The sequence below is a fragment of the Staphylococcus sp. HMSC36A10 genome (genome assembly GCF_001838845.1).
GTDB classification, from domain to species: domain Bacteria; phylum Bacillota; class Bacilli; order Staphylococcales; family Staphylococcaceae; genus Staphylococcus; species Staphylococcus aureus.
In genome coordinates this window covers 1-25,607 of sequence record NZ_KV839094.1, presented here as the reverse complement: position 1 = coordinate 25,607, position 25,607 = coordinate 1, and the positions used below count along the sequence as shown (strand labels likewise).

The following is a 25,607-nucleotide window of genomic DNA, read 5'->3' as shown; positions in this document are numbered from 1 at the left end:
AAGAATTAACTGTTAACTAGAGTTTACACCACCATATAAAAGATTTGACGTAATATGATGTAAGCGACATGGACAATATGATATTACGTCATGCTTGTTTTGTTTACTTAAATATAAGCTAAGTAATAAGTAGATAATTACTAACAACAATAACTAGATAGATAAGTATAAATTTCTTGTAAACAGGTATATAATAGTATGTAATTCTTTGAAGGAAGTAAGTGAGGAAGGAGTATATTGATGGCTAAATATCGAGGGGAACCGTTTCAATTATATGTAAAGTTATCGTGTTCGACAATGATGGCGACAAGTATCATTTTAACGAATATCTTGCCGTACGATGCCCAAGCTGCATCTGAAAAGGATACTGAAATTTCAAAAGAGATATTATCTAAGCAAGATTTATTAGACAAAGTTGACAAAGCAATTCGTCAAATTGAGCAATTAAAACAGTTATCGGCTTCATCTAAAGCACATTATAAAGCACAACTAAATGAAGCGAAAACAGCATCGCAAATAGATGAAATCATAAAACGAGCTAATGAGTTGGATAGCAAAGACAATAAAAGTTCTCACACTGAAATGAACGGTCAAAGTGATATAGACAGTAAATTAGATCAATTGCTTAAAGATTTAAATGAGGTTTCTTCAAATGTTGATAGGGGTCAACAAAGTGGCGAGGACGATCTTAATGCAATGAAAAATGATATGTCACAAACGGCTACAACAAAACATGGAGAAAAAGATGATAAAAATGATGAAGCAATGGTAAATAAGGCGTTAGAAGACCTAGACCATTTGAATCAGCAAATACACAAATCGAAAGATGCATTGAAATATGCATCGAAAGATCCAGCAGTGTCTACAACAGATAGTAATCATGAAGTAGCTAAAACGCCAAATAATGATGGTTCTGGACATGTTGTGTTAAATAAATTCCTTTCAAATGAAGAGAATCAAAGCCATAGTAATCGACTCACTGATAAATTACAAGGAAGCGATAAAATTAATCATGCTATGATTGAAAAATTGGCTAAAAGTAATGCCTCAACGCAACATTACACATATCATAAACTGAATACGTTACAATCTTTAGATCAACGTATTGCAAATACGCAACTTCCTAAAAATCAAAAATCAGACTTAATGAGCGAAGTAAATAAGACGAAAGAGCGTATAAAAAGTCAACGAAATATTATTTTGGAAGAACTTGCACGTACTGATGATAAAAAGTATGCTACACAAAGCATTTTAGAAAGTATATTTAATAAAGACGAGGCAGATAAAATTCTAAAAGATATACGTGTTGATGGTAAAACGGATCAACAAATTGCAGATCAAATTACTCGTCATATTGATCAACTATCTCTGACAACGAGTGATGATTTATTAACGTCATTGATTGATCAATCACAAGATAAGTCGCTATTGATTTCTCAAATTTTACAAACGAAATTAGGAAAAGCTGAAGCAGATAAATTGGCTAAAGATTGGACGAATAAAGGATTATCAAATCGCCAAATCGTTGACCAATTGAAGAAACATTTTGCATCAACTGGCGACACGTCTTCAGATGATATATTAAAAGCAATTTTGAATAATGCGAAAGATAAAAAACAAGCAATTGAAACGATTTTAGCAACACGTATAGAAAGACAAAAGGCAAAATTACTGGCAGATTTAATTACTAAAATAGAAACAGATCAAAATAAAATTTTTAATTTAGTTAAATCGGCATTGAATGGTAAAGCGGATGATTTATTGAATTTACAAAAGAGACTCAATCAAACGAAAAAAGATATAGACTATATTTTATCACCAATAGTAAATCGTCCAAGTTTACTAGATCGATTGAATAAAAATGGGAAAACAACGGATTTAAATAAGTTAGCAAATTTAATGAATCAAGGATCAAATTTATTAGACAGTATTCCAGATATACCCACACCAAAGCCAGAAAAGACGTTAACACTTGGTAAAGGTAATGGATTGTTAAGTGGATTATTAAATGCTGATGGTAATGTATCTTTGCCTAAAGCGGGGGAAACGATAAAAGAACATTGGTTGCCGATATCTGTAATTGTTAGTGCAATGGGTGTACTAATGATTTGGTTATCACGACGCAATAAGTTGAAAAATAAAGCATAATTATATTGGGGGAAGAGCATCTATATATTTTTTTAAGTATATAAGACGTCTTATTTCCCCCTTAAATTATTGTGAAGTATATGCAAAATGCAATGAATAGATTGTCCATCATTTTAACGTTATAATGAATTTAACGACTTAGAACTACAGAAGTAAAGGAGAATGAAGATGTCTCGAAAAACGGCGCTATTAGTTTTGGATATGCAAGAAGGTATAGCGAGTAGTGTACCTAGAATAAAAAATATTATTAAAGCGAATCAGAGAGCAATTGAAGCAGCAAGACAACATCGAATACCAGTCATTTTCATACGTTTAGTGTTAGATAAGCATTTTAATGATGTCTCCTCGAGTAATAAAGTGTTTTCAACAATTAAAGCTCAAGGATATGCGATTACTGAAGCAGATGCATCTACACGAATACTTGAAGACTTAGCACCACTAGAAGATGAGCCGATTATTTCTAAGCGACGCTTTAGCGCATTTACAGGTAGTTACTTGGAAGTTTATTTACGTGCAAATGATATTAATCATTTAGTATTAACGGGTGTCTCTACAAGTGGAGCTGTATTGAGCACGGCATTAGAAAGTGTAGATAAAGACTATTATATTACTGTTTTAGAAGATGCTGTTGGTGATAGATCAGATGATAAACATGACTTTATTATTGAACAAATTTTATCACGCTCATGTGACATTGAATCCGTAGAGTCATGGAAAAGTAGTTTATAGTTAATATAACGTCAATTAAAGCTCGGCAGTAATGTTTAAGAATAAGTACATTTGCTCATATTTATAAAATGTGTGAGATGGCAATTGAAACGGATATGATGAGGAACATTTGAACATAAAATAATATATTTATATAAAATGACCCGAGGCGTTCGAACTGAATGCCTCGGGTTTAATTGAATAAGAAATCGGACTTATGAACAGAAATATGTTTAAGTCCGAACTCCTTGTTTATACTTATAAATTTTACGGGTTTAATATAATACTTATTTACCTGTAATATATGATAATTCTTCAGCGGCAGCTGCGTTGATAGTTCTATGAGAAATGATACCTAATCCTTTAACATTGGATTCTGAAATAACGATAGAACCATCACTGTTAACTTTTTCAACAAATGCTACATGACCGTAATGTTGATCTGCACCAAATTGTCCAGCCTCAAATACAACAGCAGCATGACGTTTTGGTGTATGACTTACTTGATAATCACGGTATTGAGCTCGATTATTCCAATTATGTGCATCACCTAAATCACCTGAGATAGATGTACCAAATTGTTTCATACGGTTATATACGTACCAAGTACATTGGCCATGTGGATATGGCATACTATCAGATACCTCACGGAAAGGTTTGAATTCATCTGATGAATCATCATAATCCTTGATAGAACGTTCATATTTATCTAAATCTGGCATGCGTTCATCGTCAAACTGAGTTAATTGATAGTGTTTAATAATACTGTTTAATTTCTTAGCATAGTTTGGATCTGTAGCATATGTTTTAGATAAGTGTGATGTTGCATCTTTATAAGAATCGGCTTCCGATTTCCATGTTGGTTTATAAATTGTTCGATTGCCATCAATACCATTTTTAATAAGGTCAGAGTAATCTTTTAGTGATTCTTTCGTGCTTGGATATTTTCGGAATCCAGCATTAATACTATACAATTGATTACCATCAGCTTCTAATGTGTTAAAAGGAACAGAATTCCCTTCAAAAGCACCTTTGATACCGAATAAATTATGGTTTGGTGACTTAGCTAAAGCACTACGACCTGAGTCAGATTCTAAGATTGCTTGGGCAATCATGACAGACGCATAAATATCGTTATCTTGACCAATGCGATGTGCATCTTTAGCAATTGATTTGACAAATTGACGTGTATCTTTTGAGTCAACAACGTTAAATTGTCCACTATCATCATTGTTAGATATACTAGGATCTGTTTCGAATAATGATGTTGCACGTGTATCCTTTTGATTAATATCGTTATTGAATGATTGAGCAGGTTTAGATTTATGTTTCAATTCATCTTGTGTTGGTAACTGTGGATTCTTTGTATTAGATTTTTCATTTTTGTCTTTTTTAGATTGAGATGCATAATCTTTTTGTGTTTTCTTTGCATCTTCACTGTATTGATCCAAAATAGAGTCTAAAGCCGAATCTGACATTGATTGATTATCTTTCGATGAAGATTTTTGATTTGCTTTATCGTCACTTGCTGGTTGACTATTTGATTGATTAGGTTGTGTTGGCTTTGGCGAATTTGGTTGCTTATTAGATGTACTTGGTTTTGTATTGTTTGATTTAGGTGCTTTTTGATTGTCTGCTTTATCTTGTTTAGATGATTGCGTATCAGTGTCATTTTTGATGCTATTGTCACTGTTTTTATTCGAATCATTTGTTGACTTTTCGTCATTACGAGGTTGTTCGTAATCAGAAATATCCGAATTTAAATTGAATAAGTTTTGGATTAAAGTTGTTAATGAGTAATTATCATCGTATTTATTTTTGGTTAGCAATTGGTTTATATTGGTTTGTGGTAAATTCTTATAAATAAAATCAATGATATTGTTAGAGTCTGAAGTGCTGTCGTCTATAGTTTTAAATTTTTTGTCGTTATTGTCTTGGTTACTTGTATTATTTTTGTCTGCTTTATCAATATCTTTACTTGTAGTATCCTTAGAAGTTTCATCGTCATTAGATTTTTTTGAATCATGAGATGTTGTCTTAGCTGTAGTATCTTTTTGAGGTGTATCAGCATAAGCGGTAGGTGAAACTAAAGTAGGTAATACGAGCGTAGTTGATAGCAAATAAATTAAAATTTTATTTTTAGGCATATTTCGTATTCTCCCTTGAAAAATATAATAATTAAGTGTGATAATAAACTATGATTTGTTATAATTTATCGTATGCTGAAAATAGTTGATAGGTATCAATCGACTAAATATCTTCCAGTAAATTGATTATACTAATTCACAACGCAAAAATAAATTAATTTACAAAAAATATATAAAAAATATGAATAATTCCTACATAGGAGTGTGACAATGAAGAACGCATTTAAATTATTTAAAATGGATCTGAAGAAAGTAGCTAAGACGCCAGCTGTGTGGATTATCTTAGCAGGCTTAGCTATTTTGCCATCGTTCTACGCTTGGTTTAACTTATGGGCAATGTGGGATCCATATGGCAACACGGGACACATCAAGGTCGCAGTCGTTAATGAAGATAAAGGCGACACAATCAGAGGGAAAAAAGTTAATGTCGGTAATACGATGGTTAATACACTCAAGAAAAATAAAAGTTTTGATTGGCAGTTTGTAAGTAGAGGGAAAGCTGATCATGAGATAAAAATGGGTAAATATTTTGCAGGTATTTACATCCCATCTAAGTTTACACATGAAATTACAGGGACACTACGTAAGCAGCCTCAAAAAGCAGATGTAGAATTTAAGGTGAATCAGAAGATTAACGCTGTTGCGTCTAAGCTAACAGATACTGGTTCGTCAGTTGTCGTTGAAAAAGCGAATGAACAATTTAATAAAACAGTAACTCGAGCATTATTAGAAGAAGCTAACAAAGCAGGTTTAACTATTGAAGAAAATGTGCCGACAATTAACAAGATAAAAAATGCGGTATATTCAGCAGATAAAGCTTTACCTAAGATTAATGACTTTGCGAATAAAATTGTATATTTGAATAACCACCAAGCGGATTTAGATAAATATGCCAATGATTTTAGAAAACTAGGAAATTATAAAGGTGATATTTTAGATGCTCAGAAAAAATTAAACGAAGTCAATGGTGCTATTCCGCAACTTAATGAAAAGGCTAAGTTGATATTAGCTTTAAATAATTATATGCCGAAAATTGAAAAAGCGTTAAATTTTGCAGCTGATGACGTGCCAGCGCAGTTCCCTAAAATTAATCAAGGACTTAACATTGCGAGTCAAGGTATTGATCAAGCTAATGGACAGTTAAATGATGCCAAAGGCTTCGTCACACAAGTTAGAAGTAGAGTCGGTGATTATCAAGATGCAATTCGACGCGCGCAAGATTTAAATCGAAGAAACCAGCAACAGATTCCTCAAAATAGCGCGGCGAACAACGAAACATCAAATAGTGCACCTGCAGCTGGTAATGGTGTAGCATCAACGCCACCAAGTGCACCAAGTGGCGATACTGCACCAAATAATAATGTTACGCAAAATACCGCACCAAATAGTAATAATGCGCCTGTATCGACTACACCACAAAGTACAAGCGGGAAAAAAGATGGTCAAAGTTTTGCAGATATAACAACAACACAAGTCAGCACAGCTAACGAGAACACACAAAACATTACAGATAAAGATGTTAAATCAATGGAAGCGGCATTAACGGGCTCTTTATTATCATTATCAAATAATTTAGATACCCAAGCGAAAGCCGCACAAAAAGATAGTCAGGCATTACGTAATATTTCGTATGGCATTTTAGCATCGGACAAGCCTTCTGATTTTAGAGAGTCTTTAGATAATGTTAAGTCCGGTTTAGAATACACAACGCAATATAATCAACAATTTATCGATACATTAAAAGAGATTGAGAAGAATGAAAATGTTGATTTATCAAAAGAAATTGATAAGGTAAAAGCAGCTAATAATCGAATTAATGAATCATTAAGGTTAGTTAATCAATTAAGCAATGCATTAAAGAATGGTAGTTCAGGAACTGCTGAAGCTACTAAATTACTAGATCAACTTTCAAAACTAGATTCATCATTATCATCATTTAGAGATTATGTTAAAAAAGATCTTAACAGCTCTTTAGTATCAATATCACAACGTATTATGGATGAATTGAACAAAGGGCAAACTGCATTATCCAATGTTCAGTCTAAATTAAATACAATTGATCAAGTCATTAACAGTGGACAAGCTATTTTAAAAAATGGTAAAACACGTATTGATCGCTTACAAACAGTATTACCAAGTATTGAACAACAATACATTAGTGCTGTTAAAAATGCTCAAGCAAACTTCCCGAAAGTGAAAAGTGATGTAGCTAAAGCTGCTAACTTTGTGCGCAATGACTTACCACAGTTGGAACAGCGATTAACTAATGCGACAGCAAGTGTGAATAAAAATTTACCAACGTTATTAAATGGTTATGATCAAGCGGTAGGATTACTAAATAAAAATCAGCCACAAGCGAAAAAGGCTTTATCAGATTTAGCTGATTTTTCTCAAAATAAATTGCCTGATGTTGAAAAAGATTTGAAAAAAGCGAATAAAATTTTCAAGAAATTAGACAAAGATGATGCAGTCGACAAATTAATCGACACACTTAAGAATGATTTGAAAAAGCAAGCGGGTATTATTGCAAATCCTATTAATAAGAAGACTGTTGATGTTTTCTCAGTTAAGGATTATGGTTCAGGTATGACACCATTCTATACTGCACTGTCAGTATGGGTAGGTGCACTCTTGATGGTAAGTTTATTAACGGTTGATAATAAACATAAGAGTCTAGAGTCAGTCTTAACGACAAGACAAGTGTTCTTAGGTAAGGCAGGATTCTTTATAATGCTTGGTATGTTGCAAGCACTCATTGTATCGGTTGGAGATTTGTTAATCCTAAAAGCAGGAGTTGAGTCACCTGTATTATTTGTACTTATAACGATTTTCTGTTCGATTATTTTCAACTCAATCGTATATACGTGCGTATCATTACTTGGTAACCCAGGTAAAGCAATTGCAATCGTATTGCTTGTATTACAAATTGCAGGTGGTGGAGGAACATTCCCAATTCAAACTACGCCACAATTTTTCCAAAACATTTCGCCATACTTACCATTTACGTATGCAATTGATTCATTACGTGAAACAGTAGGCGGTATTGTTCCGGAAATCCTAATTACAAAATTAATTATATTAACGTTATTTGGCATAGGATTCTTCGTTGTAGGTTTAATTTTAAAACCTGTAACAGATCCATTGATGAAGCGCGTATCTGAAAAAGTTGACCAAAGTAACGTTACAGAATAAAAATTAAATCCACACATTAGGGTTATAGCTCCTTAATGTGTGGATTTTTATGTTTTTAGACAGAAGAGATAGTAATTTCTGTCTTTTATGGGACGGGTGTTATCATTGCTATTATCCAGGATGACTTACTATAGCACTAATATTACCGACAAAGTGAATATCCTCGTCTTCCGTAGTTAAAATAAAGCTAGAACCTTTTTGGATGTCATAGTGCTTATCGTTTACTGTTAAAGTACCAGTACCATCGATAATAGTAACTAAGCAATAAGCATGTGGTTTATTGAATTTTAAATCTCCATGAATATCCCATTTATATACTGCAAAATATTGATTATCTACAAATTGAGTTACAGTGTGTGTGTCGATGTGAGTTGTTATAGGAGTAGTATTTGGTTCATGATTGCCTAATTCAATCACATCTTTACTTTGCTCTAAGTGCAAATCACGCAATTGACCATTTTGATCTCGTCTATCATAGTCATAAATACGGTATGTCGTATCGGAGGATTGTTGTGTCTCTAAAATTAAAATACCCGAACCAATGGCATGGACAGTGCCAGCAGGAACATAATAAAAGTCACCGGGCTTAACAGGTATACGTTTGAAAAGACTGTCAAATTCATGATTATCAATCATGTCTATTAACGTCTGTTTATTATGTGCATGTACGCCATATATAATTTCAGCACCTGGGGCTGCATCTAAAATATACCAACATTCTGTTTTACCTAGTTCGCCTTCGTGTTTTAAAGCGTAGTCATCATCTGGGTGAACTTGAACAGATAATTTATCATTGGCATCTAATACTTTAGTTAGCAGAGGGAAACTATCTCGTGAATCATTATCGAATAATTCACGATGTTGTGACCAAAGTTGATCTAGGGTCATATCCTTGTATGGACCATTGATAATTGTATTAGGACCATTTGGATGTGCAGAAATTGCCCAGCATTCACCAGTTGTTTCATTAGGGATATCATAGTTAAATGCTTTTAATGCATGACCGCCCCAAATTCTGTCTTTAAAAACGGGTTGTAAAAATAATGCCATAGTTAAAACTCCTCTATATTTTCATTAATAAGTTATAAATTTCTGTAGTACTGTTTGCATTAATTAGTGATTGGCGTGTCTCATCATTCATTAACGCTTTAGATAAGCGCTGAAGTATTTTTAAATGTGTATCCTGACTGTTGTTTGGTACGGCAATTAAGAATATCAATTGAGGTAGACTACCATCTAGACTGTCCCATTTAACACCATGATTATTTTTCATAACAGCTACAATCGGTTGTTTTACAACATCAGACTTTGCATGTGGAATGGCCACGTTCATGCCAATAGCTGTCGTAGACTCCATTTCACGTTCTAGGATTGCATTTTTTAAATGCGATGTGTGCTCTACATAACGGCAAATTTTAAGTTTATGAATCAACATATCAATTGCTTCGTTTCGAGACATGTCGTGATCAGTAATTATCATAGTTTGTTGATCAAAAACATGAGAAGGTTTATTGTGATGTGAATGTTTCGCGGTGTTATCTACATTGTCAACCTCTGTATCATGAAGTTGCGTGTGTTGCGCTGGTGCATCTACTGCTATAACTGGTGTATTGCGTTTTAATAATAGTACAGTAGTCATTGTGACAAGACTACCTACTATCACTGCAAAGATAAACCATAATACATGATCAATACCACCTAATACAGCCACGATTGGACCTCCATGTGCGACTCTATCGCCGACACCACCAATGGCTGCAATGACTGATGCAATCATTGCACCAATGATGTTTGCAGGTATAATGCGCAATGGATCTTGGGCTGCGAAAGGAATAGCACCTTCAGTAATACCAAATAGTCCCATAGTGAAGGAAGCCTTACCCATTTCTCTTTCGGAATGATTGAATTTATACTTTTGAACAAACGTTGCTAAACCTAAACCGATTGGTGGTGTACATACAGCAACTGCGACCATACCCATAACGGCGTAATTACCTTCAGCAATAAGTGCTGAGCCAAATAAAAATGCTACCTTGTTTACTGGACCGCCCATATCGAAGGCGATCATCGCACCTATAATCATCGCAAGTATAATAATATTAGCACCTTGCATACTTTTTAACCAGGTTGTTAATGCCTCAAAAATATTAGAAATTGGTGCACCGATTAAAAATATAAATATCAATCCTACAACGACCGATGAAATAATGGGAATAATAATGATAGGCATAATTGGTGCCATTGCTTTTGGAACTTTAATATCTTTAATCCACTTTGCGATATAACCTGCTAAGAAACCAGCAACAATACCACCTAAAAATCCTGCGCCTGCATCACTGCCATAAAAACTACCGTCAGCAGCGATAGCGCCGCCAATCATACCAGGAACAAGACCGGGCTTGTCAGCGATACTAACAGCGATATATCCAGCTAGTATTGGAACCATAAATTTAAAGGCTAAACTACCAATGTTTTCAATGGATTTCCAAAATGAATCATCTGGGATGACTAATCCTTTTGATGTCGTTTCACCGCCTAGAGTCAGCGCGATGGCGATAAGGAGTCCACCAACTACGATAAAAGGAACCATAAACGATACACCGTTCATTAAATGTTGATACACCATTTGAATACCACTTTTAGACTTACCGCGATCTTTCGAATGATAATTTGTTTCAGATTGATAAATAGGCGCATCTTGATTAATGATACGTTGAATTAGATCTCTCGGATTATGAATCCCTTCGCGAACATTTTCATTAATCAACCGTTTACCAACAAATCGGGATAGATCAACTTGTTTATCAGCTGCAATTATGACACCGTCAGCTTCTTCGATGTCTTGCGTAGTTAAAACATTTTCAGCACCAACACCGCCCTGTGTCTCTACTTTAATATCCACACCCATTTCTTTTGCTACCTGCTCAAGCTTTTCTTGAGCCATATATGTATGTGCAATGCCATTTGGGCATGAGGTAATAGCTACAATTTTCATAAAATCATCTCCTTTTCTATATTGTAAGCGTATTCTCGATACTAAAAAAAAGAATAATTACCGTTACTAGTGGCAATTATTCTTGTAAGTATTCAAATAACTGTTGCTTTAAACTATGATCATCTAAACTACATAAATGGTTCACTGAATCATCATCCAAGTTAGCAATTAATTGCATCATTTGTTTTGTAAAAGCTTTGTCTTTATGCGAAATCGCTAAGAAAAAGACAAGTTTGACATCGTGTTGTCGCCAAGGAAAAACATCTTTTGTGCGAAAAATAAGTACATGTGATTGTAAAACTTTTTCAGGATCTCCATGAGGAATCGCCATAAAATTACCTATGTATGTAGAAGATGATTTCTCACGCTCTAAAGCTGTTTCGATATATCCTTCTACAATCGCATGATGTGCTTGTAATATTTTTTGAGCTTCTTCAAAAATTTGCACAGTATGCCGTGATTTTTGTTCAGTATTTACGACAAGGAAATTGACAGTGTCCATATGATGATGTGCTTGAACCGGATTTTGCTTTTGCTTCACAACGTGTCTGATTTTGTGACGGTCATCTTCAGAAAATAATGGTGCAACCTTGATAGTCGTCAGGTGCTTAGGAAGTATGTTTAGCGTTTGTTTTGGAATATCATGGGTCGTTATTAATAAATCTACATTGTCAAAGTGATAGTGTGTTATATTTTCTAGTTTAATCGTATTTATCACTGACAACTCTTCGGATAAGTTATTTATTTTAGTTTCTAAAAAATTCGACACACCTAGACCATAATAACAAGCAATGACTACATTTAATTGTGTTTTGGTACGACGCTCGATGGCAGCTTGAAAATGAATTGTTAAAAATGCAATTTCGTCTTCGCTCATCTCTATATCAGTATCAATTGCTAATTTATCAATCGCTTCAAAAAGTGTGTTAAACACAAAGGGATAGAGTTTTTTAATCTCTATAACTAAAGGATTGTTTAAATAAATGTTTTGAGTGATACGTAAATATGCTTTACTAAAATGATTATATAAATTTTGTTGTAAAATCGAATCTTCATTGAAAGGTACATGAATACGTTGCTGCATCAATTCGATTAAGCGATCAATATAACTTTGTATAAATATACGTTCTATGCCAATATCGAGTTTATTAAAATGATAAGCAATAAAGAATGAAAACATATTGATTACTTTTTCGTTCAAGTCATAACCTAATCTTTCGTTGATTTGCTTAATGCAAGATTGAGATATCAATTTTGCATCGTGGTTTAACGTGTCTAGCTCACTTAAAGATTGCTTACGTTTAATGATTAAAATGAGATGAATTAAAAGCTGTTGTATTTGAATATCAGTTGTTTCAATACTATGTTGTTGAAGTGTCTCTTGTATAATATGCGAAATCATCCTTTGGTGTGAATCAGGTAATTCATTTAAAATTAGGTCTTCAACATGTACATGCCCTGATGATAATTGATTTAAATGGATGATGGCATTAGTGATATCATTATCTGTTCCATCGACCACAATACCTTGTTTTTTCTTGATTGTTAAAGCGATATTAAATTTTTGGCACCATTGTTGAATTCGAACGAAATAGTCGTTGAGCACAGTTTTAGATAATAGATAATCTTGCTCTAGTTGTTGCAATGTCTGCGATTTATTGTGCATTAGCAGTTGATACGCCATAGATAATAATAGTTTTTCTTTATATGATTGAATATGCGTGTAACGTTCAGTTATCGTTTCTAAGGTATACTGAGATGTATTTAATTGATATCCTTTAGATTTAATACTTACGATGATATCATCCATAAAATTGCTATTGATAACTTGGATATCATTGCGAACTGTGCGGTTTGAAACATTGACATGTTCAGCAATTTCATTAGAACTAATGTGCTTTGATGGATTTTTAATAAAAAACTGGAGTAGTTTTAAGTGTCTATCAAGCATTTAATATGTACCTCCTTTCTAAAATTTTCGTGTAAGCGTTTTTAAAGGTGTATTAATATTATTAAACATGAGAGCTTATACATACGTCAATGACATTAAAGCGAACTTTTATATGAATTTAACAGAGTGCGAATTATGCAAATAAAGAACAGCAGTAAGATATTTCAAATAGAAAAATATCATATTGCTGTTCTTCTGAATTTATGTACCTGATACTTGTGGACGTATCAGGTAAATGATTAATTTTTAGGTGATTGTGCTTGAGGTGTTTGTTTAGAAGACGTATTGGTATTATTTGATTTATTAGCAGGTGGTGTGTTTTGTTGTTGATTATTTTGGTTGTTTGTTGACGATTGACTGCCACCATCGTGAGTATTATTTTTATTTGAATTTGAGTCTTTTGGCTGAGCTGGTTGCGTATTCGATGGTACTGTTGAATGGTTGTTAGGAACATTTGACGGTGAAGATGGTTGATTGTCATTAGTATCGTTATTGCCATTATTTTGATTTTTATCTGCTTTGTTTGCACTATCATCTTGTTGATCATTTTCTTCGGTTTCTGTCTTTTTATGCGTAGCTTTATTTTCTTGTTCTTGGTTATTACTTGATGATGTAGAATGATTTATTGCAGCATAAATTGCGAACCCAAGTGCTCCGATTAATACGATAATTACGATGGTAATAAGAAGTTTTTTCAAATATAACGCCTCCATGTTAATGAAAAGTAGTTGATACGTGAAGCTAAATAATTTATTTCAATATTGCCATAATCATTTTAAAAAATAAATATTAGAAAAGTAGGCGATATTAATATTTTCATTGTTTTTTGTGTACTTCAATTAGTATAACAAAACTGTTATGTATTTATAAATATAATCATTAGTATTTTTATGGCTGAAAAAGTTATAATAAAAGTGTAAGGAATAAAATATTTGTATGGAAAAGAGAGATAATTATGAATAAAACCAGTAAAGTTTGTGTAGCAGCAACATTAGCATTGGGCACACTGATTGGAGTAACAGTTGTTGAAAATTCGGCGCCAACAAGTAAACAGGCACAGGCAGCAATAACCCCATATTATACTTATAATGGTTATATTGGTAATAATGCTAATTTTATTCTGGATAAGAATTTTATTAACGCGATTAAGTATGATAATGTGAAATTCAATGGTATTAAATTAGCTAAAACGAATACGATAAAAAAAGTAGAGAAATATGATCAAACTTTTAAAGGTGTTTCTGCAAAAGGAAACGAAGCAAGTCAATTGCAATTTGTAGTTAAAAATAATATTTCATTAAAAGATATCCAAAAAGCTTATGGCAAGGACTTGAAAAAAGAAAATGGTAAAACAAAGGAAGCTGATAGCGGTATTTTTTACTATCAAAATGCTAAAAAGACATTAGGCATCTGGTTTGTCGTTGATCATAATAGAGTTGTCGAAGTAACAGTTGGACATACACCATACAAAACAAGTAAATAAAATAATGGCATATTAAGGCTAGAGTGTGAGTAGAGATACCGCATTCTAGTCTTTTTTATTAAATAATAACGATTATTGCGTCTTACATAGTTGTTTGAAATTGATAAAAATGTTTATTTGATCATGATTATTTAAATAGTTATCTCACATATTTCAAGCATTGATTAAGTATATAGAGCACTATTTTGTATTTGTTAATATTTTCACAAAAATAAAGCCTTGATAAATTTTAAAATATAATTAAGCTCAATTTTTAAAATTTTATTTAGCTACAGATAACATTTTTAAAAAAGAAAAGAATCAATAAATAAAATCAACGAACAAAAAGTATCGAAATAAATAGAAATAATCATTTACTTTTCTGAAAAATTAAATTAATATTTTATTTATAAGCTGTTTTTAAGATTTCAGGAGGAATGAAATGTGAGGAAATTTTCAAGATATGCATTTACAAGTATGGCAGCAGTAACATTGTTGAGCACTTTATCACCAGCAGCATTAGCGATTGATTCAAACAATAAACCAGCTAATTCTGATATTAAATTTGAGGTGACTCAAAAGAGTGATGCGGTCAAAGCATTAAAAGAATTGCCTAAATCCGAAAATGTAAAAAATATTTATCAAGATTACGCTGTTACTGATGTAAAAACTGATAAAAAGGGATTTACGCATTACACATTGCAACCGAGTGTTGATGGTGTTCATGCACCTGACAAAGAAGTGAAAGTACACGCAGACAAATCAGGGAAAGTCGTTTTAATCAATGGCGATACTGATGCGAAGAAAGTAAAGCCAACGAATAAAGTGACATTAAGTAAAGATGACGCAGCCGACAAAGCATTTAAAGCAGTTAAGATTGATAAGCATAAAGCGAAAAATCTTAAAGATAAAGTCATTAAAGAAAACAAAGTTGAAATCGATGGTGACAGTAATAAATACGTTTATAATGTTGAGTTAATTACAGTGACACCAGAAATTTCACATTGGAAAGTTAAAATTGATGCTCAAACTGGCGAAATTTTAGAAAAAATGAACTTAGTTAAAGAAGCTGCAGAAACTGGTAAAGGAAAAGGTGTACTTGGCGATACAAAAGATATCAATATCAATAGTATTGACGGTGGATTTAGCCTAGAAGATTTAACGCATCAAGGTAAATTATCAGCATTTAGCTTTAATGATCAAACAGGTCAAGCAACATTGATTACTAATGAAGATGAAAACTTCGTAAAAGATGAGCAACGTGCTGGCGTAGATGCAAATTATTACGCTAAACAAACATATGATTATTACAAAGACACATTTGGTCGTGAATCATATGACAACCAAGGTAGTCCAATTGTTTCATTAACGCATGTTAATAACTACGGTGGTCAAGATAACAGAAATAATGCCGCATGGATTGGTGACAAAATGATCTATGGTGATGGTGATGGTCGCACATTCACAAGTTTATCGGGTGCAAATGACGTAGTAGCACACGAATTAACACACGGTGTGACACAAGAGACTGCAAACTTAGAATATAAGGACCAGTCAGGCGCTCTAAATGAAAGCTTTTCAGATGTTTTTGGATACTTTGTAGATGACGAGGATTTCTTAATGGGTGAAGATGTCTACACACCTGGAAAAGAGGGAGACGCTTTACGCAGCATGTCAAACCCAGAACAATTTGGTCAACCAGCTCATATGAAAGACTATGTATTCACTGAAAAAGATAATGGTGGCGTACATACGAATTCTGGAATTCCAAATAAAGCAGCTTATAACGTGATTCAAGCAATAGGGAAATCTAAATCAGAACAAATTTACTACCGAGCATTAACGGAATACTTAACAAGTAATTCAAACTTCAAAGATTGTAAAGATGCATTATACCAAGCGGCCAAAGATTTATATGACGAGCAAACAGCTGAACAGGTGTATGAAGCATGGAATGAAGTAGGCGTGGAGTAAAAATATATAAACAAGAAGAAGTAATGTTAAACACTTATAAATAATTAAATTTTAAATACAGCTTATATATGGGGTATACCTACATTGATAATTGACTTTGTAGGTATACCCTCTCTTTGTAATTAGATGAGAGGAGTGTGAGGGTTGTCTGCCGAAAGACTACTCGGCAGTCTAAAATCATTACAAGTAGTAGATATGTGATAATTAAATGCTGACTTAGAATACAAAATTCATTTTAAAAGTTGTCACAAAAAATTTACATGTATTTTTATTATCTTTTGCAAAACAAAGTGTTAAATTATAAATGAAACATGCATGAATTTATTTTTTAATACAAGAAACGTAACTACCAAAGGAGTTTACAATATGAAGAAAAGTAAACGATTAGAAATTGTTTCTACAATAGTTAAAAAGCATAAGATTTATAAAAAAGAACAAATCATTTCATATATTGAAGAATATTTTGGTGTAAGATATAGTGCAACAACAATTGCTAAAGACTTGAAAGAACTTAATATATATCGTGTCCCTATCGATTGTGAAACATGGATTTATAAAGCTATTAATAATCAAACAGAACAAGAGATGAGAGAAAAGTTTAGACACTATTGTGAACATGAAGTTCTAAGTTCAATCATCAATGGTTCATACATTATCGTTAAAACCTCACCTGGTTTCGCCCAAGGCATAAACTATTTTATCGATCAGCTAAATATAGAAGAGATATTAGGTACGGTGAGTGGAAATGACACTACATTAATCTTAACTGCCTCAAATGATATGGCAGAATACGTATATGCAAAATTATTTAAATAGACATGTATCAAATGAATAATAAAAATTAGTTTCGTATCACGTGTACACAAGTTAGTTACCAAATATTAACTTGTGTACGCGTTTTTTTATGGAAAGAAAGAATTCATAGTCATTCATTTGACTGTATAAAAAACTTTATACAACGTGTTTTTGTGGGTCTTTTTGAATAAAAAATGTATATTTTGACCCAAAATACCTTTATTTATGTATAAAAATCCATTATTATGTATTGTATAACAAAAAGATATGAAATTTTCGACTTTCTTTATGTGAATATAATCACATGTAAGCGTTTGAAGATTGTCTATACTCTAAATGAATTCAAAGATAAAAGGAGGAAATAGACATGACAGATGGTCCAATTAAAGTAAATAGCGAAATTGGAGCTTTAAAAACTGTGTTACTTAAGCGTCCTGGAAAAGAATTAGAAAATTTAGTACCTGATTATTTAGATGGATTACTATTTGATGATATTCCATATTTAGAAGTAGCTCAAAAAGAGCATGACCATTTTGCGCAGGTGCTAAGAGAAGAGGGTGTTGAAGTACTTTACCTTGAGAAGTTAGCAGCTGAAAGTATTGAAAATCCTCAAGTAAGAAGTGAATTTATTGATGATGTATTAGCAGAGTCTAAAAAAACAATATTAGGTCATGAAGAAGAAATTAAGACATTATTTGCGACACTTTCTAATCAAGAACTTGTAGATAAAATAATGTCAGGGGTACGTAAGGAAGAAATTAATCCGAAATGTACACATCTAGTAGAGTATATGGATGATAAGTATCCATTCTATTTAGATCCAATGCCAAACCTTTATTTTACTAGAGATCCACAAGCCTCAATAGGACACGGTATAACAATCAATCGGATGTTCTGGAGAGCACGACGACGAGAATCAATATTTATTCAATATATTGTAAAGCATCATCCTAGATTTAAAGATGCGAATATTCCAATTTGGTTAGATCGAGATTGCCCATTCAATATTGAAGGCGGCGATGAACTTGTTTTATCTAAAGATGTCTTGGCTATAGGCGTTTCAGAACGTACATCTGCACAAGCTATTGAAAAGTTAGCGCGACGTATTTTTGAAAATCCGCAGGCGACGTTTAAAAAAGTAGTAGCAATTGAAATTCCAACTAGTCGAACTTTTATGCACTTAGATACAGTATTTACAATGATAGATTATGACAAATTTACAATGCATTCAGCCATTTTAAAGGCAGAAGGCAATATGAATATATTTATTATTGAATATGATGACGTAAATAAAGATATTGCCATCAAACAATCTAGTCATTTAAAAGATACTTTAGAAGACGTACTAGGTATAGATGATATCCAATTCATTCCAACAGGAAATGGTGATGTCATTGATGGTGCTAGAGAGCAATGGAATGATGGCTCAAATACATTATGTATAAGACCAGGCGTTGTAGTGACTTACGATAGAAACTATGTATCGAATGATTTATTGAGACAAAAAGGCATAAAAGTCATTGAAATATCTGGTAGCGAGCTGGTACGTGGACGTGGGGGCCCTAGATGTATGAGTCAACCACTATTCAGAGAAGACATTTAACGTAATAAATTATAGAAGCGAGGGTGAAAATAATGACAGAAATTCAAAAACCGTATGATTTAAAAGGCAGATCATTATTAAAAGAAAGTGATTTTACCAAAGCAGAATTCGAAGGACTTATTGATTTTGCAATTACATTAAAAGAGTATAAGAAAAACGGTATTAAGCATCACTACTTATCTGGAAAAAATATTGCACTACTATTCGAAAAGAATTCGACGAGAACGCGTGCAGCGTTTACAGTTGCGTCTATTGATTTAGGTGCGCATCCAGAATTTTTAGGGAAAAATGATATTCAATTAGGCAAAAAAGAATCTGTAGAGGATACTGCGAAAGTATTAGGTAGAATGTTCGATGGTATTGAATTCCGTGGTTTTTCACAACAAGCTGTTGAAGATTTAGCGAAGTTCTCTGGTGTACCGGTGTGGAATGGATTAACAGACGATTGGCATCCTACACAAATGTTAGCTGATTTTATGACAATAAAAGAGAATTTTGGATATCTAGAAGGAATAAACTTAACTTACGTTGGAGATGGACGTAATAATATTGCGCATTCATTAATGGTAGCAGGTGCTATGTTAGGTGTTAATGTAAGAATTTGTACACCTAAATCATTAAATCCAAAAGAGGCATATGTTGATATTGCAAAAGAAAAAGCGAGTCAATATGGTGGTTCAATCATGATTACGGATAATATTGCAGAAGCAGTTGAAAATACAGATGCTATATATACAGATGTTTGGGTATCGATGGGTGAAGAAAGTGAATTTGAACAACGTATTAATTTATTAAAAGACTATCAAGTGAATCAACAGATGTTTGATTTAACAGGTAAAGATTCAACGATATTCTTACATTGTTTACCAGCATTCCATGATACAAATACACTTTATGGACAAGAAATTTATGAAAAATATGGATTAGCTGAAATGGAAGTTACAGACCAAATCTTTAGAAGTGAACATTCAAAAGTGTTTGATCAAGCTGAAAATAGAATGCATACAATTAAGGCAGTAATGGCAGCAACATTGGGGAGTTAATCACTAAATGGAACGATATGAATATGATGTGTCTGATGATATAAGTGTCATGTACAGACACCTCATATTGGTATTAAAGGAGAAATGAATATGAACGAATCAGGAGATAACAAACTCAGTAAATCTTCTTTAATTGGACTAGTTATAGGATCCATGATTGGTGGCGGTGCGTTCAATATAATGTCTGATATGGGCGGTAAAGCCGGTGGATTAGCCATTATTATTGGTTGGATTATTACAGCTATAGGAATGATTTCATTAGCGTTCGTATTTCAAAATTTAACCAATGAACGGCCGGAGCTAGACGGTGGTATTTATAGTTATGCTCAAGCAGGATTTGGCGATTTTGTAGGATTTATCAGTGCTTGGGGATATTGGTTCTCAGCGTTTTTAGGCAATGTTGCCTATGCAACACTATTGATGTCAGCAGTAGGTAACTTTTTCCCGATTTTTAAAGGAGGCAACACATTACCAAGTATTATTGTCGCCTCGTTACTACTCTGGGGTGTCCATTTCTTGATTTTAAAAGGCGTTGAAACAGCAGCATTTATCAATAGTATTGTTACTGTTGCAAAGTTAATACCGATTTTACTTGTAATCATATGCATGATAATTGCATTCAATTTTGACACTTTTAAAACAGGCTTTTTCAGTATGACGTCAGAGGGTGTATTGCCATTTAGTTGGGCGAGCACAATGAGCCAAGTTAAAAGTACGATGCTAGTGACAGTTTGGGTGTTTATCGGTAGCGAAGGTGCAGTAATTTTTTCTAGTAGAGCTAAAAATAAAAAAGATGTAGGTAGTGCCACGGTTATAGGACTTATATCAGTTTTAATTATCTATTTCTTATTAACTGTATTAGCTCAAGGCGTGATTTTGCAAAATCATATTTCGCAATTAGATTCGCCAAGTATGGCACAGGTGCTTGCAACTATTGTAGGTGGTTGGGGATCTACACTTGTAAATATTGGTTTAATTATTTCGGTACTAGGTGCATGGTTAGGATGGACACTGCTTGCTGGTGAATTACCTTTCATTGTTGCAAAAGATGGATTATTTCCAAAATGGTTTGCTAAAGAAAATAAAAATGGAGCACCTGTAAATGCACTGCTTATTACCAATATATTAGTACAATTATTTTTAATAAGTATGCTATTTACACAGAGTGCGTATCAATTTGCATTTTCACTAGCATCAAGTGCTATTTTATACCCTTACATGTTCAGTGCATTTTACCAAGTTAAATACACTTTAGAGCATCGACAGCAAGCAACTACTAAACAATGGACGATTGGTATCATAGCCTCAATTTATGCTATATGGCTTATATATGCAGCAGGTATCAATTACTTATTATTGACGATGTTACTTTATATTCCAGCTCTTCTTGTTTATACAATCGTTCAAAAGAATAATCAGACACGTTTGATTAAATCAGACTATATTCTTTTTATGATTATTATCGTACTTGCAGTTATCGGGTTAATTAAGTTATTGATGGGAACGATAAATGTTTTTTAAAAGGAGCGACAAAAATATGAAAGAGAAAATTGTCATTGCATTAGGCGGTAATGCGATACAGACAACAGAAGCAACAGCTGAAGCACAACAAACAGCTATTAGATGTGCGATGCAAAACCTTAAACCTTTATTTGATTCACCAGCGCGTATTGTCATTTCACATGGTAATGGTCCACAAATTGGAAGTTTATTAATCCAACAAGCTAAATCGAACAGTGACACAACGCCGGCAATGCCATTGGATACTTGTGGTGCAATGTCACAGGGTATGATAGGCTATTGGTTGGAAACTGAAATCAATCGCATTTTAACTGAAATGAATAGTGATAGAACTGTAGGCACAATCGTTACACGTGTGGAAGTAGATAAAGATGATCCACGATTTGATAACCCAACTAAACCAATTGGTCCTTTTTATACGAAAGAAGAAGTTGAAGAATTACAAAAAGAACAGCCAGACTCAGTCTTTAAAGAAGATGCAGGACGTGGTTATAGAAAAGTAGTTGCGTCACCACTACCTCAATCTATACTAGAACACCAGTTAATTCGAACTTTAGCAGACGGTAAAAATATTGTCATTGCATGCGGTGGTGGCGGTATTCCAGTTATAAAAAAAGAAAATACCTATGAAGGTGTTGAAGCGGTTATAGATAAAGATTTTGCTAGTGAGAAATTAGCAACGCTGATTGAAGCAGATACCTTAATGATTCTTACGAATGTAGAAAATGTATTTATTAACTTTAATGAACCTAATCAACAACAAATCGATGATATTGATGTAGCAACACTGAAAAAATACGCGGCACAAGGTAAGTTTGTGGAAGGATCGATGTTGCCAAAAATAGAAGCTGCGATACGATTTGTTGAAAGTGGGGAAAACAAAAAAGTTATCATTACCAATTTAGAGCAGGCATACGAAGCTTTGATTGGTAATAAAGGTACACACATTCACATGTAGCACTTTATCACGCGACAAAACATTAAATATGTTTCTCCGTTGATTCAAATGAAAAAGTTGTCTGCTGACACTTTGCAAGGTTTGAAGGAGTTTAACTTATGACAGAAAACTTTATTTTGGGTAGAAATAATAAATTAGAACATGAACTAAAGGCATTAGCAGATTACATTAATATCCCATATAGTATATTACAACCATATCAAAGTGAATGTTTTGTCAGACATTATACGAAAGGCCAAGTTATTTATTTTTCGCCACAAGAAAGTAGCAATATTTACTTTTTAATTGAAGGTAACATTATTAGAGAACATTACAATCAAAATGGAGATGTATATCGTTATTTTAATAAAGAGCAAGTATTATTTCCAATCAGTAACTTATTTCATCCGAAAGAGGTTAACGAATTGTGTACAGCATTAACCGATTGTACAGTTCTTGGATTGCCTAGAGAATTGATGGCCTTTTTGTGCAAAGCTAATGATGATATATTTTTGACACTTTTTGCATTAATAAATGATAATGAGCAGCAACACATGAACTATAACATGGCATTAACAAGTAAATTTGCTAAAGATCGAATTATCAAATTGATATGCCATCTATGTCAGACAGTAGGATACGATCAAGATGAATTTTATGAAATCAAACAGTTTTTAACTATTCAACTCATGAGTGATATGGCTGGGATTTCCCGGGAAACAGCTGGTCATATTATTCATGAACTTAAAGATGAAAAACTTGTTGTTAAAGATCATAAAAATTGGTTAGTAAGCAAACATTTATTCAATGATGTATGTGTTTAATATACAATGTAAAATGAATAAGTTGAACATGAGGTCTAACGTACATTTATACGTTAGGCCTTTTTTGCTAGCATGATGAATAATTTAAAATGTTAGTTAAATTTGATTGTTGAAATTACAGTAAAATTTAAGGTGATGAAAAATTTAGAACTTCTAAGTTTTTGAAAAGTAAAAAATTTGTAATAGTGTAAAAATAGTATATTGATTTTTGCTAGTTAACAGAAAATTTTAAGTTATATAAATAGGAAGAAAACAAATTTTACGTAATTTTTTTTCGAAAAGCAATTGATATAATTCTTATTTCATTATACAATTTAGACTAATCTAGAAATTGAAATGGAGTAATATTTTTGAAAAAAAGAATTGATTATTTGTCGAATAAGCAGAATAAGTATTCGATTAGACGTTTTACAGTAGGTACCACATCAGTAATAGTAGGGGCAACTATACTATTTGGGATAGGCAATCATCAAGCACAAGCTTCAGAACAATCGAACGATACAACGCAATCTTCGAAAAATAATGCAAGTGCAGATTCCGAAAAAAACAATATGATAGAAACACCTCAATTAAATACAACTGCTAATGATACATCTGATATTAGTGCAAACACAAACAGTGCGAATGTAGATAGCACAACAAAACCAATGTCTACACAAACGAGCAATAACACTACAACAGAGCCAGCTTCAACAAATGAAACACCTCAACCGACGGCAATTAAAAATCAAGCAACTGCTGCAAAAATGCAAGATCAAACTGTTCCTCAAGAAGCAAATTCTCAAGTAGATAATAAAACAACGAATGATGCTAATAGCATAGCAACAAACAGTGAGCTTAAAAATTCTCAAACATTAGATTTACCACAATCATCACCACAAACGATTTCCAATGCGCAAGGAACTAGTAAACCAAGTGTTAGAACGAGAGCTGTACGTAGTTTAGCTGTTGCTGAACCGGTAGTAAATGCTGCTGATGCTAAAGGTACAAATGTAAATGATAAAGTTACGGCAAGTAATTTCAAGTTAGAAAAGACTACATTTGACCCTAATCAAAGTGGTAACACATTTATGGCGGCAAATTTTACAGTGACAGATAAAGTGAAATCAGGGGATTATTTTACAGCGAAGTTACCAGATAGTTTAACTGGTAATGGAGACGTGGATTATTCTAATTCAAATAATACGATGCCAATTGCAGACATAGTAAACGATAAAAATGAAGTTGTAGCAAAAGCGACATATGATATTTTGACTAAGACATATACATTTGTCTTTACGGATTATGTAAATGATAAGCAAAATATTAATGGGAAATTTTCATTACCTTTATTTACAGACCGAGCAAAGGCACCTAAATCAGGAACATATGATGCAAATATTAATATTGCGGATGAAATGTTTAACAATCAAATTACTTATAACTATAGTTCACCAATTGCAGGTATTGATAAACCAAATGGCGCGAACATTTCTTCTCAAATTATTGGTGTAGATACAGCTTCAGGTCAAAACACATACAAGCAAACAGTATTTGTTAACCCTAAGCAACGAGTTTTAGGTAATACGTGGGTGTATATTAAAGGTTACCAAGATAAAATCGAAGAAAGTAGCGGTAAAGTAAGTGCTACAGATACAAAACTGAGAATTTTTGAAGTGAATGATACATCTAAATTATCAGATAGCTACTATGCGGACCCAAATGACTCTAACCTTAAAGAAGTAACGAATGAATTTAAGGATAAAATCACTTATAAATACCAAAATGTAGCAAGTATTAATTTTGGCGATATTACTAAAACGTATGTTGTATTAGTGGAAGGTCACTATGATAATACTGGTAAAAACTTGAAAACACAGGTTATTCAAGAAAATATTGACCCAGCGACAGGTAAAGACTACAGTATTTTCGGTTGGAATAATGAGAATGTTGTACGTTATGGTGGTGGAAGTGCTGATGGTGATTCAGCAGTAAATCCGAAAGACCCAACTCCAGGGCCACCGGTTGACCCAGAACCAAGTCCAGATCCAGAACCGGAGCCAACGCCAGATCCAGAACCAAGTCCAGACCCAGAACCGGAACCAAGCCCAGACCCGGATCCGGATTCGGATTCAGACAGTGACTCAGGCTCAGACAGCGACTCAGGTTCAGATAGCGACTCAGAATCAGATAGCGATTCGGATTCAGACAGTGATTCAGATTCAGACAGCGACTCAGAATCAGATAGCGACTCAGAATCAGATAGTGATTCAGATTCAGACAGTGACTCGGACTCAGACAGTGATTCAGACTCAGATAGCGATTCAG

At 33.3% G+C, this 25,607-nt stretch carries 18 protein-coding genes; 13 read left to right on the top strand and 5 right to left on the bottom strand.

Translation table 11 applies throughout. From position 1 onward, the window contains the following. The first annotated feature begins 240 nt into the window (after positions 1-240). Entirely contained in the window at positions 241-2,148 is a 1,908-nt protein-coding gene (gene sasF / locus HMPREF3247_RS05855) for a cell-wall-anchored protein SasF (protein WP_001566833.1), read from the top strand. A 168-nt stretch (positions 2,149-2,316) separates the two neighbouring features. Further along, positions 2,317-2,877 (top strand): cysteine hydrolase family protein, encoded by a 561-nt coding sequence (locus tag HMPREF3247_RS05850; protein WP_000088195.1) that lies wholly within the window; start codon positions 2,317-2,319, stop codon positions 2,875-2,877. 266 nt (positions 2,878-3,143) lie between these two features. Here HMPREF3247_RS05850 and HMPREF3247_RS05845 read toward each other — a convergent pair whose 3' ends face one another. After that, positions 3,144-5,003 carry an amidase domain-containing protein gene (locus HMPREF3247_RS05845; RefSeq protein WP_001125609.1) on the bottom strand — a complete coding sequence of 620 codons (1,860 nt, stop codon included), beginning with the start codon at positions 5,001-5,003 and terminating at the stop codon, positions 3,144-3,146. Between the two features lie 210 nt (positions 5,004-5,213). On the opposite strand from HMPREF3247_RS05845, the gene HMPREF3247_RS05840 reads away from it, so the two are divergent. Beyond that, positions 5,214-8,195, top strand: a complete 2,982-nt coding sequence (locus HMPREF3247_RS05840; RefSeq protein WP_070866203.1) for a YhgE/Pip domain-containing protein — start codon at positions 5,214-5,216, stop codon at positions 8,193-8,195. Between the two features lie 111 nt (positions 8,196-8,306). Here the strand turns inward: HMPREF3247_RS05840 and manA are convergent, their stop codons facing one another. From manA to HMPREF3247_RS05820, 4 genes are all read right to left on the bottom strand, one after another. Next, complete coding sequence (gene manA / locus HMPREF3247_RS05835) at positions 8,307-9,245, bottom strand: mannose-6-phosphate isomerase, class I (protein ID WP_001173201.1); 939 nt, start codon at positions 9,243-9,245, stop codon at positions 8,307-8,309. 13 nt (positions 9,246-9,258) lie between these two features. Continuing rightward, the gene (locus HMPREF3247_RS05830) at positions 9,259-11,190 is read right to left on the bottom strand and encodes a PTS fructose transporter subunit IIABC (RefSeq protein ID WP_000706104.1); all 1,932 of its coding nucleotides are present in this window, start codon (positions 11,188-11,190) and stop codon (positions 9,259-9,261) included. Positions 11,191-11,266: 76 nt separating this feature from the next. Then, positions 11,267-13,141 carry a BglG family transcription antiterminator gene (locus HMPREF3247_RS05825; RefSeq protein ID WP_000887025.1) on the bottom strand — a complete coding sequence of 625 codons (1,875 nt, stop codon included), beginning with the start codon at positions 13,139-13,141 and terminating at the stop codon, positions 11,267-11,269. A 239-nt stretch (positions 13,142-13,380) separates the two neighbouring features. Beyond that, entirely contained in the window at positions 13,381-13,839 is a 459-nt protein-coding gene (locus HMPREF3247_RS05820) for a hypothetical protein (protein ID WP_000734798.1), read from the bottom strand. 257 nt (positions 13,840-14,096) lie between these two features. Between HMPREF3247_RS05820 and isaB the strand changes: the two genes are divergently transcribed. The 10 genes from isaB to clfB form a co-directional block, all read left to right on the top strand. Then, positions 14,097-14,624, top strand: coding sequence for an immunodominant staphylococcal antigen IsaB (gene isaB / locus HMPREF3247_RS05815; protein WP_001044560.1), 528 nt, complete (start codon positions 14,097-14,099; stop codon positions 14,622-14,624). A 423-nt stretch (positions 14,625-15,047) separates the two neighbouring features. Continuing rightward, the gene (aur, locus tag HMPREF3247_RS05810) at positions 15,048-16,577 is read left to right on the top strand and encodes a zinc metalloproteinase aureolysin (RefSeq protein ID WP_001225027.1); all 1,530 of its coding nucleotides are present in this window, start codon (positions 15,048-15,050) and stop codon (positions 16,575-16,577) included. A 366-nt stretch (positions 16,578-16,943) separates the two neighbouring features. Continuing rightward, positions 16,944-17,393 (top strand): arginine repressor, encoded by a 450-nt coding sequence (locus HMPREF3247_RS05805; protein ID WP_000748760.1) that lies wholly within the window; start codon positions 16,944-16,946, stop codon positions 17,391-17,393. A 35-nt stretch (positions 17,394-17,428) separates the two neighbouring features. Next, the gene (locus HMPREF3247_RS05800) at positions 17,429-17,563 is read left to right on the top strand and encodes a hypothetical protein (RefSeq protein WP_031775727.1); all 135 of its coding nucleotides are present in this window, start codon (positions 17,429-17,431) and stop codon (positions 17,561-17,563) included. Positions 17,564-17,739: 176 nt separating this feature from the next. Beyond that, a complete protein-coding gene (arcA, locus tag HMPREF3247_RS05795; RefSeq protein ID WP_000129417.1) occupies positions 17,740-18,975 on the top strand; it encodes an arginine deiminase in 1,236 nt (411 codons plus the stop codon). 32 nt (positions 18,976-19,007) lie between these two features. Continuing rightward, on the top strand, positions 19,008-20,018 hold the full coding sequence (argF, locus tag HMPREF3247_RS05790; protein WP_000136162.1) for an ornithine carbamoyltransferase: 1,011 nt from the start codon (positions 19,008-19,010) through the stop codon (positions 20,016-20,018). Between the two features lie 90 nt (positions 20,019-20,108). After that, the gene (gene arcD, locus HMPREF3247_RS05785) at positions 20,109-21,539 is read left to right on the top strand and encodes an arginine-ornithine antiporter (RefSeq protein ID WP_001005841.1); all 1,431 of its coding nucleotides are present in this window, start codon (positions 20,109-20,111) and stop codon (positions 21,537-21,539) included. A gap of 16 nt (positions 21,540-21,555) precedes the next feature. Continuing rightward, positions 21,556-22,497, top strand: coding sequence for a carbamate kinase (gene arcC / locus HMPREF3247_RS05780; RefSeq protein WP_000660034.1), 942 nt, complete (start codon positions 21,556-21,558; stop codon positions 22,495-22,497). Positions 22,498-22,595: 98 nt separating this feature from the next. Further along, positions 22,596-23,300, top strand: a complete 705-nt coding sequence (locus HMPREF3247_RS05775) for a Crp/Fnr family transcriptional regulator (protein ID WP_000138214.1) — start codon at positions 22,596-22,598, stop codon at positions 23,298-23,300. 350 nt (positions 23,301-23,650) lie between these two features. After that, the coding region (gene clfB / locus HMPREF3247_RS05770; RefSeq protein WP_070866202.1) for an MSCRAMM family adhesin clumping factor ClfB at positions 23,651-25,607 on the top strand (1,957 nt) is incomplete at its 3' end.